The organism is Thiomonas sp. OC7, assembly GCF_900634595.1.
In the GTDB taxonomy this organism is placed as follows: Bacteria; Pseudomonadota; Gammaproteobacteria; order Burkholderiales; family Burkholderiaceae_C; genus Thiomonas; species Thiomonas arsenitoxydans.
Genome location: NZ_LR131953.1, coordinates 622,449 through 638,017, shown reverse-complemented (window position 1 = coordinate 638,017; position 15,569 = coordinate 622,449). Strand labels below are relative to the sequence as shown.

At 64.9% G+C, this 15,569-nt stretch carries 11 protein-coding genes; 3 read left to right on the top strand and 8 right to left on the bottom strand.

Features of this window, described 5'->3' with window-relative positions:
* Window positions 1-10 precede the first annotated feature (10 nt).
* From BIO17B3_RS03035 to BIO17B3_RS03025, 3 genes are all read right to left on the bottom strand, one after another.
* Complete coding sequence (locus BIO17B3_RS03035) at window positions 11-1,303, bottom strand: polyhydroxyalkanoate depolymerase (RefSeq protein ID WP_156052976.1); 1,293 nt, start codon at window positions 1,301-1,303, stop codon at window positions 11-13.
* Window positions 1,304-1,517: 214 nt separating this feature from the next.
* Window positions 1,518-2,333 (bottom strand): FRG domain-containing protein, encoded by an 816-nt coding sequence (locus BIO17B3_RS03030; RefSeq protein ID WP_156052975.1) that lies wholly within the window; start codon window positions 2,331-2,333, stop codon window positions 1,518-1,520.
* 235 nt (window positions 2,334-2,568) lie between these two features.
* Complete coding sequence (locus BIO17B3_RS03025; protein WP_013106227.1) at window positions 2,569-3,774, bottom strand: amino acid aminotransferase; 1,206 nt, start codon at window positions 3,772-3,774, stop codon at window positions 2,569-2,571.
* A gap of 145 nt (window positions 3,775-3,919) precedes the next feature.
* On the opposite strand from BIO17B3_RS03025, the gene uvrB reads away from it, so the two are divergent.
* The 3 genes from uvrB to BIO17B3_RS03010 are packed head-to-tail and all read left to right on the top strand — an operon-like array spanning window position 3,920 to window position 7,901.
* Window positions 3,920-6,013, top strand: a complete 2,094-nt coding sequence (uvrB, locus tag BIO17B3_RS03020; protein ID WP_156052974.1) for an excinuclease ABC subunit UvrB — start codon at window positions 3,920-3,922, stop codon at window positions 6,011-6,013.
* Between the two features lie 54 nt (window positions 6,014-6,067).
* Window positions 6,068-7,309 (top strand): PQQ-dependent sugar dehydrogenase, encoded by a 1,242-nt coding sequence (locus BIO17B3_RS03015; RefSeq protein ID WP_156052973.1) that lies wholly within the window; start codon window positions 6,068-6,070, stop codon window positions 7,307-7,309.
* A 49-nt stretch (window positions 7,310-7,358) separates the two neighbouring features.
* Complete coding sequence (locus BIO17B3_RS03010) at window positions 7,359-7,901, top strand: Uma2 family endonuclease (protein ID WP_156052972.1); 543 nt, start codon at window positions 7,359-7,361, stop codon at window positions 7,899-7,901.
* Here BIO17B3_RS03010 and BIO17B3_RS03005 read toward each other — a convergent pair.
* From BIO17B3_RS03005 to BIO17B3_RS02985, 5 genes are read right to left on the bottom strand one after another with little or no spacing between them, the layout of a single operon-like run.
* Window positions 7,879-9,219, bottom strand: coding sequence for an ATP-binding protein (locus BIO17B3_RS03005; protein WP_156052971.1), 1,341 nt, complete (start codon window positions 9,217-9,219; stop codon window positions 7,879-7,881). The two genes, BIO17B3_RS03010 and BIO17B3_RS03005, sit on opposite strands and share 23 nt — an antisense overlap.
* Window positions 9,216-9,893: a response regulator transcription factor gene (locus BIO17B3_RS03000; protein WP_156052970.1), complete on the bottom strand. Its 678-nt coding sequence runs from the start codon at window positions 9,891-9,893 to the stop codon at window positions 9,216-9,218. The genes BIO17B3_RS03005 and BIO17B3_RS03000 overlap by 4 nt, the downstream gene beginning before the upstream one ends.
* Window positions 9,894-9,896: 3 nt before the next feature.
* A complete protein-coding gene (locus tag BIO17B3_RS02995) occupies window positions 9,897-13,100 on the bottom strand; it encodes an efflux RND transporter permease subunit (RefSeq protein WP_156052969.1) in 3,204 nt (1,067 codons plus the stop codon).
* Window positions 13,097-14,167, bottom strand: a complete 1,071-nt coding sequence (locus BIO17B3_RS02990; RefSeq protein ID WP_156052968.1) for an efflux RND transporter periplasmic adaptor subunit — start codon at window positions 14,165-14,167, stop codon at window positions 13,097-13,099. Before BIO17B3_RS02990 ends, BIO17B3_RS02995 begins: the two co-directional genes overlap by 4 nt.
* Complete coding sequence (locus tag BIO17B3_RS02985; RefSeq protein WP_232054167.1) at window positions 14,164-15,558, bottom strand: TolC family protein; 1,395 nt, start codon at window positions 15,556-15,558, stop codon at window positions 14,164-14,166. Before BIO17B3_RS02985 ends, BIO17B3_RS02990 begins: the two co-directional genes overlap by 4 nt.
* Window positions 15,559-15,569: the final 11 nt, after the last annotated feature.

The following is a 15,569-nucleotide window of genomic DNA, read 5'->3' as shown; positions in this document are numbered from 1 at the left end:
GTCAACAGGTTCAGGCGGAGGCGCGGGATCGTGCCGGTTTGCGCGGCGGATCGCCCGCAGCCCCTTGAGGATGCGCGGCGATGAAGTCGCGCACCACCGGATAGACCTTTTCGCGCCAACGCCGTCCTGCAAAAATGCCGTAATGCCCGGCGCCTTCGGCCACGTAATGTTGACGGCTGACCGAAGCGATGCCAGTGCACAGGTCGTGCGCCGCCTCGGTCTGCCCCGCGCCGGAAATGTCGTCGAGTTCGCCTTCGATGGTGAGCAGCGCCGTGCGGTGGATGTCTTGCGGGCGCACCGCCTCGCCTTCTACTGTCCAGGTGCCGTTGACCAATCCGAAGTCCTGGAACACCAGCTTGATGGTGTCGAGGTAGTAATCAGCGTCCATGTCGAGCACGGCGTTGTACTCGTCGTAAAAACGGCGATGCGACTCGGCATCATCGTTGTCGCCGCGGATGAGGTCGAGAAAGTAGTCGTAGTGCGAGGTGAGGTGGCGGTCGGGGTTCATCGCCACGAAACCGCTGTGCTGTAAAAAGCCGGGATAGACGCGCCGACCCGCGCCGGGGTAGTTGGCGGGCACGCGGTAGATCACATTGTTCTCGAACCACTCGTAGCTCTTGTTCATCGCCAGGTTGTTCACCGCCGTGGGCGACTTGCGCGCGTCGATGGGGCCGCCCATCATGATCATGCTGCGCGGCGCGATCTCGCCCGCACTGGCCATGAGCGAAATGGCGCCCAGCACCGGCACCGTGGGCTGGCAGACCGACATCACATGCACATCGGGGCCGATGGCAGCAATGAACTCGCGGATGTAAGCCACGTAGTCGTCCAGGCTGAAACGGCCCTGCTCGGTGGGCACCATGCGGGCGTCGGTCCAGTCGGTGATGAACACCTTGTGATCTTGCAGCATGGTTTTCACCGTGTCGCGCAACAAGGTGGAATGATGGCCCGACAGCGGCGCCACGATAAGCACGGTCGGATCATCCTTGAGTTTGCCCAGCAGGCTGACGTCGTCAGAAAACCGCTTGAACCGCAGCAGACGACAGAAAGGCTTTTCCAGCACGACCCGTTGCTGCACTGCGACAGTCTTGCCCTCGATCTGCACGCTATTGATGCCGAACTCGGGTTTTTCGTAGTCTTTGAGCAACCGGTGCATAAGGTCGTAGCTGGCCGAGACACGCTGGGTGACGTTGTGCGGCACCGCAGGCCACACCGGATTGGCGTAAAACTTGGCGGCAGCCTCGGCAAAATCAGCCAGCGGCCGCATCAGCGAGCGCTGGGTTTCATACAGGTCATACACCATGATGGACTCCGACCTTTTCTTGTTGCGATGCACAAATTTTACTCGCGTAGAGCTGCCAGCGCAGCAGGGGTTTTGCTACCCCGTCTTCTCGGCGGGAAAGAGCAAACAGCATGCGCTGCAAACCGAAACAAGTGCTACGAGGCCAGACCTGACCACGTGCTGCAAAGTTTCAGCAGCCTGCTAACGCCGGAGTTAGGCACCAATCTGCGGCACCTCATAGCTTCCCCTTGATGTACAACGCGGTCTTCTCGATTTCAGGGAACATGGTGCTGTCGTTCACAGCCATTCGATCCAACTCATCGCGAATGATCGATTTCTTGTTCCCATTGATTTTGATTCTCTCGATAGTGATTCCGCCTGGTGGCGCGCCCTCAAGGTCAACAGATAGGCCACACAGGAGGAAGGCGCCCGATTGAGCAATGATGCGTTTGTTGTTCAGCTTCGGCTTTACCACAATCGCGGAGCGAAGGTGCTGTGGGTCGATTCCGCTTCGAAAGTGCGGTTTCTCAACTCGGATGAACTGAATGAGTCGGTCTATCGGCTTTTGTGCATTGAACTCATCGTCGGCCAGGCCGAAATCAATGGCATTCTTTTCTTCGATGCTCAGGTGCGCGAGGTTCGCGATACAGCTGGCTGTATCGCTATCGTAGAACTTGATCAGTTCGGCCTTAACCCGAAAGATGACTACTTCTGCTGGAGGGCCGTTGCCGCTCTTCACAGCGAAATAGAGACCAACGAGCGGGTTCCAAGTCACATCGAGTAGGCGCGTAGGAAGGGAATAGTGCTGAACCCGCACAAGCTGTTCTAGAGTTGTGCGATCTGCTTCGAACTCTCCAGGGTGGGTTGCCACAAGCTCCCGAAGGATCGTGTGCTCTGCGTGCCGGTACTTATCCTCTCGCAATAGGGATGGAATCAGCTTGTATTCACGACGATTTGAGTGGCCTCGATAGATCAGCACCTCGTCATCCGCCGCCTGGACATTGCGGATCTTTCGAACGTACCCCTCGAGGCTAGCAATGGTCTGGGTCATTGGTGCCTAACTCGTTATAGAGCGACAGGCTCTTGTTTCCCTAATAATCGCCGCTGTTGCCCTAACGCGGCAGCAAAGGCGTCTCGTAACAGCGCTTGAACGCTGGCGTTTTGTCATTGCACTAATCTAATGATCAGTGTTAACGGGGCCAGAAATTCCAGCACGCCAGAGTTCAAGTCCATCCGATTGTTGGATCTGGGTCGCGAGCTGAGAAGTGTGCGCTACTTCGTTTTTGTTACTGCATCACCGCCGCGATGGACTTGGCGACGTAGTCCACGTTGTGCAGATTGATCGCGGCCACGCAGATGCGGCCGGTGGATACGCCGTAGACGCCGAATTCGGTGCGCAGGCGCTCCATTTGGGCGGCGGAGAGGCCTGAGTAGCTGAACATGCCTTTCTGGCGCGTGATGTAGGACAGGTCGCCCTTCACACCGGCGGCGGCGAGTTTTTCCACCAGGGTGCTGCGCATGGCGCGGATGCGCTCGCGCATGCCGGCAAGCTCTTGCTCCCACTGGGCGCGCAGTTCAGGCGAGCCCAGCACGGTAGCGACGATTTGCGCGCCGTGGGTGGGCGGGTTGGAGTAGTTGCTGCGGATGACGCGCTTGATCTGCGACAGCACGCGGCCGGCTTCTTCTTTGCTGGCGCACACCACGCTGAGCGCCCCGACGCGCTCGCCGTAGAGTGAGAAGCTCTTGGAGAAGGAGGTGGCGACGAAAAAATCGAGACCGGCGGCGAGGAACTGCTGGATGACCGCGCCGTCTTCGGCAATGCCTTCGCCGAAGCCTTGGTAGGCCATGTCGAGGAAGGGCACGAGCTTGCGCGCCTTGAGGGCGGCAATCACCTGTTCCCACTGCGCCGGGCTGATGTCGTAGCCGGTGGGGTTGTGGCAGCAGGCGTGCAGCACGACGATGGTGCCCGCGGCGGCAGCGTTGAGCGCAGCGAGCATGGCGTCGAAGTTCACGCCCTGCTTGGCGGCGTCGTAATAGGGATAAGTGCCCACGTTGAAGCCTGCGGCTTCAAACAGCGCGCGGTGGTTTTCCCAGCTGGGGTCGGAGATCAGCACTTGCGCGTTGGGGTTGAGGCGCTTGAGAAAGTCTGCGCCCACTTTCAGCCCGCCGGTGCCGCCCAGGCCTTGCACCGTGGCGATGCGGCCGGAGGTCACGGCCTCGTGGTCGGCGCCGAACACCAGTCCTTGCACCGCTTTGTCGTAGGCGGCGATGCCGTCGATGGGCAGATAGCCGCGCGGCTTGGGCGCCTGCATGAGCTGCGCTTCTCCCGCTTTCACGCAGGCCAGCAGCGGCAGCTTGCCGTCGGCGTCGGTATAGACGCCGATGCCCAGGTTGACCTTGTTGGGGTTGGGGTCAGCAGCAAATTGTTCGTTCAGGCCGAGGATGGGATCGCGCGGGGCCATTTCCACGCGGGAAAAAAGCGACTGGGTCATGGGAGATGGGAGGTGAGGTGACGGGAAAACCGGGCTTGCGGGACAATGAGTGCCGCAAAAAACCGCAATTTTACGCCCCGCGTCGCCCTTTGAAGGCGCGCTGTGACGCCGTGCAGACGGCATTTCCGATTCCCACCTTCCGCCCATGTCCGCACCGCAACCCGTTCCCTCGCTCGACCCGGACAAGTTCGTCAGCTATCCCGACTCGCCCTTCCGCCTGTATCAGCCCTACCCGCCGGCGGGTGACCAGCCCACCGCGATTGCGCAATTGGCCGAGGGGCTGGGCGACGGTTTGAGCTACCAGACTTTGCTGGGCGTGACCGGCTCGGGCAAGACCTACACCATGGCCAATGTGATTGCCCGCATGGGGCGCCCGGCCATTGTGTTTGCGCCCAACAAAACGCTGGCCGCGCAGCTCTACAGCGAATTCCGCGAATTTTTTCCAAAGAACGCGGTGGAGTATTTCGTCAGCTATTACGACTACTACCAGCCCGAGGCCTATGTTCCGCAGCGCGACCTGTTCATCGAAAAAGACAGCGCGATCAACGAGCACATCGAGCAGATGCGCCTGTCGGCCACCAAAAGTCTGCTGGAGCGGCGCGACGTGGTGATTGTGGCGAGCGTGAGCGCGATTTACGGCATCGGCAATCCGTCGGACTATCACGCCATGATTCTCACGGTGCGCACCGGCGACCGCATGGGCCAGCGCGACGTGATCGCACAACTGGTGCGCATGCAGTACCAGCGCAACGAGGTCGATTTCACCCGCGGCACCTTCCGCGTGCGCGGTGACCGCATCGACGTCTTTCCGGCCGAGCACGCCGAGCTGGCGGTGCGCATCGAACTGTTCGACGACGAGATCGAGTCGCTCTCCCTGTTCGACCCGCTCACCGGCGTGGTGCGGCAGAAGATTCCGCGCTTCACCATCTACCCCAGTTCGCATTACGTCACCCCGCGAGAAAAGGTGCTCGAAGCGGCGGAGGGCATCAAGCAGGAGTTGCGCGAGCGGGTGAAAGAGCTCACCGGCATGGGCAAGCTGGTGGAGGCGCAGCGGCTGGAGCAGCGCACCCGCTTCGATCTGGAGATGCTCACCGAGATCGGCCACTGCAAGGGCATCGAAAACTATTCAAGGCATCTGTCGGGCGCCGCGCCGGGCGAGCCGCCGCCTACCTTGGTGGACTATCTGCCGCCAGATGCCATCATGTTTCTCGACGAAAGCCATGTGCTCATCGGCCAGTTCAACGGCATGTACAACGGTGACCGCGCGCGCAAGCAAACCCTGGTGGACTATGGCTTTCGGCTGCCTTCGGCGCTGGACAACCGGCCGCTTAAGTTTGCCGAATTCGAGCGCAAGATGCGGCAGACCGTGTTTGTCTCCGCCACCCCGGCGGACTATGAAAGCCAGCACGCGGATCAGGTGGTGGAGCAGGTAGTGCGGCCCACCGGGCTGGTGGACCCGCTCATCGAGGTGCGCTCGGCAAGCAGCCAGGTGGACGACGTGCTGGGCGAAATTCGCCTGCGGGTAAACAAGGGCGAGCGCGTGCTGATCACGACGCTCACCAAGCGCATGGCCGAGCAGCTCACCGACTATCTCGACGAAAACGGCGTGAAGGTGCGCTATCTGCACTCCGACATCGACACGGTTGAACGCGTGGAAATTCTGCGCGACCTGCGGCTGGGCGTGTTCGACGTGCTGGTGGGCATCAACCTGCTGCGCGAGGGGCTGGACATTCCCGAGGTGTCGCTGGTGGCCATTCTGGATGCGGACAAGGAGGGCTTTCTGCGTTCCACCCGTTCGCTCATCCAAACCATCGGCCGCGCGGCGCGCAATGTGAGCGGCATGGCCATTTTGTACGGCGACCGCATCACCGACTCCATGCGTCGCGCCATCGACGAAACCGAGCGCCGCCGCGCCAAGCAGATTGCGTTCAACACCGAACATGGCATTACGCCCACAGCGCTCAACAAATCGGTGCGCGATCTGATCGATGGCGTGGTGCAGACGCCGGGCAAGGGCTTGCGCGCGGGCAGCGTGGAGCGTGAAATTGCTGAACTGCAGATCGACAACGCGCAGGACGTGGCGCGTGAGATCAAGCGTCTGGAAAAGCGCATGATCGAGCACGCCCGCAATCTCGAATTCGAGCAGGCCGCACGGGTGCGCGACCAGCTCGGGCTGCTGCGGCAGCGGGTGTTCGGCGGCGGCGACGATCACGACACCGACGCCCAGCAAAGCGCCTGAATCTGTTTTTGCTTCGCATCCCCATCACGATCCCAGGATCCCAGGAGGCTGACCATGCAAACGCCATCGCATCCGACTTTGCCCACCCGCCGCCACACCCTGCGCTGGCTGGGCGCAGGGCTGGGCAGCACCGTGCTGGGCGCTTGCTGCGGCGGGGCGGTGCTGGTGTGGGGCGAAACCCCGGCCTCGGCGGCGTCCAGTCCGTTGCCGGGCGATACGCAGCCCGCGGTCAAAGCGGCTGCGGTGATTGTGGCCAGCGGTCTGTCGCGGCCGTGGGCGCTGACCTTTCTGCCCGATGGCCGCATGCTGGTGACCGAGCGCACCGGCGCGCTGCGCATCGTCGGTCTGGACGGCAAGGTGGCGGCGCCGATTGCCGGTGTGCCCGCAGTGGACGCGCGCGGGCAGGGCGGCTTGCTCGACGTGGCGCTCGATCCCGCCTTTGCCGCCAATCGCCGCGTGTATTTGAGCTATGCCGAAGCGGGCACGGGAGCCGAGGCCGGGCGCAACGGCACCGCGGTGGCGCGTGGGGTGCTCTCAAACGACGGCACGCGGCTGAGCGACGTGCAGGTGATTTTCCGCCAGACGCCCAAAATCGACAGCACCGCGCACTTCGGCTCGCGGCTGGTGTTCGCGCCTGACGGCACGCTGTTTATCACTTTGGGCGACCGCTTCAGCCAGCGCGATGCGGCGCAGGATTTGTCCAACACCCTGGGCAAGGTGGTGCGCATTCACTCGGATGGCAGCGTGCCGAAAGACAACCCTTTCGCCGGCCGCGCCGGGGTGCGCGAGGAGATCTGGAGTTACGGCCACCGCAATGTGCAGGGCGCGGCGATCCATCCGGTAACGGGCGAGTTGTGGACGAGCGAGCACGGCCCGCAGGGTGGTGACGAAGTCAACATCACCCGCGCCGGGCGCAACTACGGCTGGCCGAAAATTTCCTACGGCTGCGAATATGGCGCCCCGGTGGGCAACTGCCCGCCCGTGGGCGGCGCCACCAGCGCGCCCGGTATGGAGCAGCCGGTGACCTATTGGGTGCCCACATCCATCGCGCCCTGCGGCATGACGTTCTACACCGCCAGTGTTTTTCCGCAATGGCGCGGCAACCTTTTCATCGGCGCGCTGGCCGGGCAGGCGCTGTGGCGGCTGCAACTCGGCGGCAACAAGGTGGTCGCGCGCGAGGCGCTGCTGGCCGATCTGGGCGAGCGCATCCGCGACGTGCGCCAGGGGCCGGATGGCGCGATCTACCTGATTTCAGACGGCGCGTCGGCCAAGATTTACCGGCTGCAGCCGATGTGAAAGCGGCTTTGAAGCGGGTTTAAGATTGCATTCACCCTAGGAGCGAACCATGTCCCGAGCCTACGCATTCGACCCGCCGCACTACACCTACGACGACTACAAATTGTGGGAAGGGCGTTGGGAGCTGATTGGCGGCACGGCCTACGCCATGTCGCCCGCGCCGTCGCTTGCGCATCAGGAGGTGAGCAACAAGATCGCCTGGCTGCTGGAAACCGCGTTGCAGAATTGCGCCGATTGCCGCGCGCTGCTTCCCGTGGACTGGCGCATCAGCGACGATACCGTGGTGCAGCCCGACAATCTGGTGATCTGCCATCCGGTCGAGGGTGCCTACATCACCCGCGCGCCGGAATTAGTGTTTGAAATTCTCTCCAAGTCCACCGCGAGCAAAGACCAGCACGCCAAGTTCACCATCTATGAGACCGAAGGCGTGCGGTACTACGTCCTGGTGAATGTGGACGATCGTGTCTGCAAAGTCTTTCACCTGCAGCAGGGGCGCTACCTCAAGCTGGCGGACGTGGCGGACGAAACCCTGGAGTTCGACCTCGGCAAGTGCCGCATCGCCTTCGACTTCAGCCGGATCTGGCCGAAGTGAGGCGCTGGCTGTAGCGCAGGATCAGTCCGCCTTCTGCGGCGTTTTGCAGCGTCACCTCGCCGCCCAGGCGCTGCGCAATCTGGCGGATGATGGACAGGCCCAGCCCGCTGCCTTCGCTTTGCGCGCCCGGCAGGCGCACGAAGGGGTCGAATACGCGCTGCAACTGCTCGGGCGCAATGCCGGGGCCGCTGTCCTGCACTTCGATGACCGCGCGTTCGCCCTCGGCCCGCACCCGCAGATCGACCCGTCCGCCTTCCGGGGTGTAGCGCAGCGCGTTGTCCACCGCGTTGCGCAGCAGGGTGTAGAGCTGGGCGGGATCGGTGTCGATCTCCACCTTATCGGCGCGGTCGATGCCCAGGTCGATGCCGCGGCTCTCGGCCAGCGGCAGCAGATCGGTGATCACTTCGCGCATCACCCCGCTCGGGTCGAGCGTCTGCCGCAGCGTCGTCTGCTCGCCTTGTGAACGGGCGAGGCTGAGCAACTGTTCCACCACGGTGCGGGCGCGGCGCAGGCCGTCTTGCAGCGCGCCGATGCGCTGCCGCGCCTGCGGTTCGAGCTGCAGCGGTTTGAGGTTGTCCACCTGCATGCTGAGCACGGCGATGGGCGTGCGCAGTTCGTGCGCGGCGTCGGCGACGAAGCGGCGCTGCTGTTCCATCGAGGCATTCAACCGTTGCAGCAGGCGGTTGATGGAGTGCACGAAGGGCAGGATTTCCTGCGGCACATCGGTTTGCGGCAGGGGCTGCAGATCGGCTTCGCTGCGCGCGTCCACGCCCTGCGCCATTTGCCGCAGCGGCCGCAGCGCCCGCTGCACCACCCAAGCAGACAGCAGGGCCAGCAGCGGAATGAGCGCCAGCAGCGGAAACAGGGTGCGCTGCGCGCTGTCGATGGCGGCGTCGGTGCGCACATCGGTGCGCTGCGCCACGGCGATGCGGCCTTTGTCGCCCTGCTGCACGAACACGCGCCAGGCATGGTCGCCGCTTTGCACCACATGCATGCCGTCGCTCAGGTCTTTGGAGAGCTGCAGGCCGTGCGCTCCGACAGGTGCTCCGAGCTTCTGCACCACGATGCGGGCGTCTTTATCGACATCGGCCCCGGCGGGGTTGAGTGCGCTGTCAGGAAGATGGCCCCAGCGGTGCACCAGGCTGGCGATCTGGCGCAGTTGCGCGTCCTGCAGTTCGTTGGCTTCCTGATAGCCGAAAAAGTACGACAGCGCCGCCGTGCCCAGACCGACGACAACCACACTCACCGTCATCCACAGCCACAGCCGACGCAGCAGCGATTGCGCGCCCCAATGGCGCAGTGCGGCCAGGGGATTCATGGCGCCTTGTCCGTATCGCCGCGCGGCGCCAGCCAGCCCACCCCGCGCACGTTTTTGATGACTTCTGGCGCGAGTTTTTTGCGCAGGCTGTGGATGAGAAACTCCACCGCGTTGCTTTCCACTTCTTCGTTCCAGCCGTAGATGCGGTCTTCAAGCTCGCTGCGCGACAGAATGGCGCCGGGGCGCAGCAATAGCGCGTGGAGCAGGGCGTATTCGCGCGCGGTCAGACGCTGCGTCTGCCCCTGAAACCGCACCTCGCGGGAGACGGGGTCGAGTTCGAGCACACCGTTGGACAGCACTGGCTGCGCCTGTCCGCCCTGGCGCCGCGCCACCGCGCGGATGCGCGCCAGCAGCTCGGCGCTCTCGAAGGGTTTGACCAGATAGTCGTCTGCGCCCAGGTCGAGGCCGCGCACCCGGTCTTCGAGCGCGTCGCGCGCAGTGAGGATGAGGATGGGCAGGTTGCTGCCTGACTGCCGCAGCGCCTGCAGCACCGAAAGGCCATCGCGCTTGGGCAGGCCGAGATCGAGCAGCATCAGCTCGTATTCGCCGCCTTGCGCCGCGCTCAGCGCCGAAGCGCCGTCGAGTACCCAGTCCACCGCGTGGGTGGCGTCGCGCAGGGCTTCGCGCGTGGCGGCGCCCAGCATGTGATCGTCTTCAACCAGGAGAATGCGCATGGTTCACTCGGTAGGGGGAGAGACTGCAGACAGCGGCAGATTGTCGTCGGCCTCGGCGTCGTCCAGCCGGCCTCGCATCAGCTTGAACAGCACGGGCATGACCAGCAGCACCAGCGGCATCTGTACCGCCAGCCCCGCGATGATGGCCACGGCCAGCGGCTGTTGCATGGCAGAGCCTTGCCCCAGCGCGAGGGCCAGCGGCGCAAGCGTCAGCATGGCCGCCAGCGTGGTCATGGCGATTGGGCGCATGCGGTTCTGCCCGGCGGCCACCAGCGCCGCGTCCAGGCCCTGCTCAGGGTGCTCGCGCAGCAAGGACTGCACTTCGCTGAAGTAGAAAATCGCGACCTCGGTGACGATGCCCACGATCATGGTCATGCCCATCATCGCCGAGATGTTGAGCTCGATGCCTGCCGCCCACAGGCCAATGAACACCGCGGGCAGCGCAAGCAGCGGCATGGCCAGGATGCTGATCGCCACCTTGAAGCGCTCGTACAAAAAAAGCAGCAGCAAAAACACCAGCAGCACCGCCGCGCCGAGCACGCTGATCAGGCCTTGAAACGCGATTTGCTGCTGCTTGTACAGCCCGCCGAGCTGGGCATAGACGCCGGGCGGAAAGTAGCCGGGCGCATCGATGATTTTTTTGACGTCGGCAATGGTCGAGCCCAGATCGCGCCCGCTGATGCGCGCGGTGACCGCGGCCATCGCCTTGAGGTTTTCGCGGTGGATTTCCGGCTGGCCGGTGAGCACCTTGAGGCTGGCGATGCGACCCAGGGTGAACACATGGCCGTCGGGCGCACGCAGCGGCAGGCGGGCGATGTCGTCTGTAGTTTGACGCAGCGCCAGCGGCGCCCACAGCCGCACACCGACCATCTTCGGACCTTGCTGGATTTGCGTCACCACGCTGCCGCCGATCAAGGTTTGCAACTGCTGCTGCACTTGCTGCGGATCGACGCCTTCGAGCGCGGCGCGGGTGGGGTCGATATGGATGTCGAGCGCGTCGCCCGCGGGCTTGATGCCGCTGCGCACATCGACGATGCCGGCAATCTTGCCGATGGCCGCCGCCGTATGGTGCGCAAGCTCGGCGAGCTGCTGCGGGTTGTCGTCGAAGATTTTGATCTCCACGGGCTGCGGCACGGCGGTGAGGTCGCCGATCAGGTCTTCCATCAACTGCGCCAGTTCGATTTTCACACCGGGCACCTGGGTTTCGATGCGCTGGCGCACCTCCTCCATCACCACGTCGATGGACTTGCGCGGCGGGGGTTTGAGACGCACAAAAAAGTCGCCTTCGTTGGCTTCGGTCACGCCGCCGCCGAGCTGCGCCCCGGTGCGGCGCGACCAGGTTTGCACCTCGGGCGTGGTGCGCAGAATCTGCTCCACTTGCGCGAGGATGCGGTCGGTCTCGGTCAGCGAGGTACCGGGCGGGGTGCGGTAGTCGAGAATAAAACCGCCTTCGTCCATATGTGGCATGAAGCCGCTGCCCACTTGCCCGTAAGCCAGCCAGCCCGCGAGCAGCAGTGGCGCCAGTCCCAGCGCGGCCAGCCACGGGCGGCGCAGGCTGGCGCCCAGCACCCGCGCATAGCCGCGTTGCACGGCAGAGAGCCAGCGGCCGTTTTCACGCTGTGCTTCACGCGCGATGTCCTTGGGTGAGAGCAGCTTGTCGGCCAGCAGCGGCACGGCCAGCCAGGCGACGAAAAAGGAGATGACCAGGGCGGCGGCCATGGTCAGCGACAGCGCCTTGAAAAAAGCGCCGGTGACGCCGGAGAGGAAGGCCAGCGGCAGGAAGATGACCACGGTGGACGCACTCGACCCGGCCAGCGGCCGCAAATACTCCATCGCCGCATGCAGGATGCCGCTGTGCCGCGCTTGCGCTTCGCCGCGATGACGTGCTTCGCTCTCAAGGAAACGCCGGGCCGCCCCAAGTTTCCTTGACCCCCACGGGGGGCGGGCTGGGCGTAGCCCGGCCCTGGGGGCACTCAATCGCCGCACGATGTGCTCGCTCATCACGATGGCGTCGTCGATCACCAGGCCCACAGCGGCCGCCATGCCGCCCAGGGTCATGATGTTAAAACTCATCCCCAGGGCGTAGAGCAGCACCACGGTGGCGGCCAGCACGGCGGGCACGGTGATCATGGCGATGAGGGTGATTTTCAGGCTGCGCAAAAACAGCAGCAGCACCAGCCCGGCCAGCGCCACGCCGATCAGAATGGCGTCGCGCACGCTGGCGGCGCTGTCCACCACCAGGGTGCTCTGGTCGTACCAACTGGCCAGATGCGCGCCGGGCGGCAGCGGGGTTTTGGCGAGCAGTTCGCGCACATGGCGGGCGATCTGCACGGTGTTGCCGCCGGGCTGCTGGTAGATGTTGAGCAGCACGGCGTCTTGCCCGTTCGCGGTGATGCGCACCCATTGCGGCACGGTGCTGCGCGAGATGCGCGCCACGTCTTTGAGGCGAATGACGCCGTCCGGCCCGGCCCGCAGCACGATGTCGCCGATCTGCGCGGCATCATGCAGGCGCGAGTCGGCCAGGGCGAGCAGGAGCTTGTAGCGGTCTTGCAGATGGCCCACGGCCTGCACGCCGTTGGCGGCGCTGACGGCGTTGCTCACATCCTGCAGCGCCAGCCCCAGCGCCTGCAGTTTCAGCGGGTCGAGGGTGACGTGATATTCCTCCTGCGCACCCCCCTGTATCTGCACCCGCGCCACCCCGCCGATGCTGGACAGCAGCGGCCGCAACTGGAATTCGGCCAGGTCGTAGAGCTGAGTTGGGGTGAGCGTTTTGGAGGTCAGGCTGTAGGCGATGACCGGGTCGACCGTGGGGTCCATGCGCTTGCTCGACACCTGGGTGCCGGGCGGCAGTTGCGGCAGCATCTGCGTGACCGCTTCGTTGACCTGTACCGCGGCCAGCGCCATGGGCGTGCCCCAGTTGAAGCTCACCGAAATATCGGCGGTGCCGCGGCTGGTGGTCGAGCGCACATCCACCACGCCGGGAACGCGGCGTACCGCCTGCTCCAGCGGCTGCGTGACTTGCAACATCATCTGGCTGGCGGGGCGGTCGCCCGCATCGGCGCTGACCACCACGCGCGGGAAGTCCACATTGGGAAACAGCCCCACCGGCAGCTTGAACGCGGCAAACACCCCGCCGACTGCCAGCAGCGCGAGCAGAAATAAGACGGAGCGTCGATGGCGTTGCAGCCAGACCGAGGCGCTGCTCATCGCTGGGCTCCCATCACGCGCAGCGCCATGCCGGGGCGAAGTTCATAGTTGCCGGCGACGACCAGCGGCATGGCCGGATTCAAAGCGCCGGTGATGCCGGTTTGCAGGCCGCTTTCAATGGCGATCTGCACGGGGATGCGTAGCGCCTTGCCGTGGTCGTCCTGAAACACGAAGGCGCCGCGCTCGTCCTGCAGCACGGCGTCGCGCGGCACCACCCAGCCGCGCCAGCGGCCGAGCACCATGTCGGCCTGCACGCTGGCTCCAGCCGGAGGAAGACCGGCCTGAGCAGGCAGGGCGATCTGCACGTCCAGGCGCTGGGTCTTGGGGTTGATGGCCGCGCCAACGCTGCGGATGGTGCCCTGCCAGTGCTGCGCCGGGTCGAACACCGAGGTCAGCCGCACGGCTTGGCCGGGCTGCAGGCGCGGCGCGTCTTCCGGAGGCACGCCGGCCAGCGCTTGCAGGCTGCCGCTGCGCCCGAGTTGCAGCAACGGGCTGCCTGTCGCGAGCAGATCACCCGGCGCGGCGCTTACCGCCAGCACGATGCCGTCTTGCGGCGCCAGCACCCGCGTTGCCGCCTGTCCCGCGCCTTGTTGCTGCAGGCTGTGCAGTTGCGCCTGCGCGTCGGTCAGGGCCTTGCGCGCCGCATCGACCTGCGCCTGCGTCGCGAGTTGTTGCGCCTTGAGCGCGGTCATGCGGCCCAGCTCGCCCTGTGCAAACGAAACGGCGGTCTGCGCCTGGCTGTAGGCCAGCGCGGTGCTGGCGTCGCTGTGCAGCGTGGCCAGCACCGCGCCCTTGCGCACGGCCTGGCCGACATGCACGGCCACGGTTTGCACCTGCATGGCATGCTGGAAGGTGATGGCCTGAGTCTGGCTGGCAGGCACCTGCACCACGGCATAGGCGCGCAGGGTATGCAGCAGCTCGCCGCGTTGCAGCGGCGCGGTCTGTACCTGTGCGGAGATGGGGCTGTCTGCGGCGAACGCACTCGGCAGGCTGCCAAGGGTCAGGAAAAGCGAGGGCAGACTCAGCACGGCGAGAAGGGCGAGGCGGGCACGAGTGGGCAGGGTCATAGCGGTGCGGCGTTGGATTTGGACGGGGTAACTTGGGCGGCGGTCTGACGGTAGGGGCCAAGACCGGTGAGCAGTTGCAAGGCCAGAATTTGCTCGGCGCGCTGTTGCGCGTTGGCCTGCAGCGCCAGACGCTGGTCGAGCAGGGCGGTGCGCTGGTTGATGAATTCCAGCAGACTCATGCCGCCCTGCTGCAGCGCCTGCTGTGCGGCGGCATCGGCCGATTCCAGCGCGGGCAGGGCGTCCTGCAGAGTCTGACGCTGCTGCTGCAGGAGCGCGATGTCGGCCTGCGCCTGCCGTACATCGGCGTCAGCCTGATCGAGCCGGGCCTGATAGTCGGCCAGCAGTTGCGCGCGGGTCGCGCGCTGCGTGGCGATCACGCCCTGATTGCGGTTGAACAGCGGCAGGCTGATGCTCACGCCGAAGCCCACGGTGTTCACCCCGGCGGTGTCGCGCGCGCGGGTGAAGCCCAGATTGAAGGCCGGAAACTGCCCGAGCACGGCTTGCCAGACCTTCTGCTCCTGCGCGGCATAGCCAGCTTGCAGCGCCATCAGATCGGGGCGGATGCGCGGCAGCTGCTCGAGCGCTGCGGCCACCTGCGCGGCAGTGGGCGCGGCTTGTTCAGAGGGCGCGGCCAGTGGCAGCGGTACATCGGCCTGCAGCCCGAGCAGGGCATGGAGCTGAGATTGCAGGCCGAGTTGCTGGCGTTCGATCTGTTGGATGGTTTGCGTCAGGGCTTGCAGCGGGACGAGCTGGGCGTCCACGTCGAGCCGGGTGACATTGCCCTGCGCCAGCGCGGCCTGGCTGCGCTGCAGGCGCTGCGCGAACAAGGCGCGTTCCTGCTCCAGCAGTTTCAGCCGCGCCGCGTTGCCGGTGATCTGGGTGTAGAGCAGGCGGGCTTGCGCCACGGTCTGCCATTCGGCCCACAGCACTTGCAGGTTGACCTGGGTTGCGGCTTGTTGTGCGGCGCTTTGCGCGGCGTGGTGGGTGATGAGCGCGGCAATGTCGTAAGACAGCCCGAGGTTGTACGCCGAAGTCGTTGCTCCCGCGCTGTTGCCGGGGAAGTCTTGCGACAGGCCGAGTTGCGGATCGGGCAGCAGCCCGGCGTCGAAGGCTTGCGCGCGGGCCACGCCCAGCCTTGCGCGCTCGGCCTTGAGCTGCGGGTTGTTGAGCACGGCGAGGATGGCCAGCCCGGTGGCGTCCAGCGGCTTGGCGGTATCGAAGTTGTAGCGGGTCAGCGCGGGCAGCGCGATTTTGCTGCGCGCCACATCCAGGTGGTTCGCCGATGCGGCCAGATCGGCGGAAGTCGGCAGCGGCTCGGGGTGATAGCTGGCGCAACCGCCTAGAAGCAGAGCGGCGAGCAAAACGCTGCGAGATAAATGGGGAACCGTCATGGCAGTGGGCT

Excerpts from the sequence above, each read along its gene's own strand:
- BIO17B3_RS03035 (WP_156052976.1), bottom strand. The coding sequence starts at position 1,303 with ATGGTGTATGACCTGTATGAAACCCAGCGCTCGCTGATGCGGCCGCTG.
- BIO17B3_RS03030 (WP_156052975.1), bottom strand. The coding sequence starts at position 2,333 with ATGACCCAGACCATTGCTAGCCTCGAGGGGTACGTTCGAAAGATCCGC.
- BIO17B3_RS03025 (WP_013106227.1), bottom strand. The coding sequence starts at position 3,774 with ATGACCCAGTCGCTTTTTTCCCGCGTGGAAATGGCCCCGCGCGATCCC.
- uvrB (WP_156052974.1), top strand. The coding sequence starts at position 3,920 with ATGTCCGCACCGCAACCCGTTCCCTCGCTCGACCCGGACAAGTTCGTC.
- BIO17B3_RS03015 (WP_156052973.1), top strand. The coding sequence starts at position 6,068 with ATGCAAACGCCATCGCATCCGACTTTGCCCACCCGCCGCCACACCCTG.
- BIO17B3_RS03010 (WP_156052972.1), top strand. The coding sequence starts at position 7,359 with ATGTCCCGAGCCTACGCATTCGACCCGCCGCACTACACCTACGACGAC.
- BIO17B3_RS03005 (WP_156052971.1), bottom strand. The coding sequence starts at position 9,219 with ATGAATCCCCTGGCCGCACTGCGCCATTGGGGCGCGCAATCGCTGCTG.
- BIO17B3_RS03000 (WP_156052970.1), bottom strand. The coding sequence starts at position 9,893 with ATGCGCATTCTCCTGGTTGAAGACGATCACATGCTGGGCGCCGCCACG.
- BIO17B3_RS02995 (WP_156052969.1), bottom strand. The coding sequence starts at position 13,100 with ATGAGCAGCGCCTCGGTCTGGCTGCAACGCCATCGACGCTCCGTCTTA.
- BIO17B3_RS02990 (WP_156052968.1), bottom strand. The coding sequence starts at position 14,167 with ATGACCCTGCCCACTCGTGCCCGCCTCGCCCTTCTCGCCGTGCTGAGT.
- BIO17B3_RS02985 (WP_232054167.1), bottom strand. The coding sequence starts at position 15,558 with ATGACGGTTCCCCATTTATCTCGCAGCGTTTTGCTCGCCGCTCTGCTT.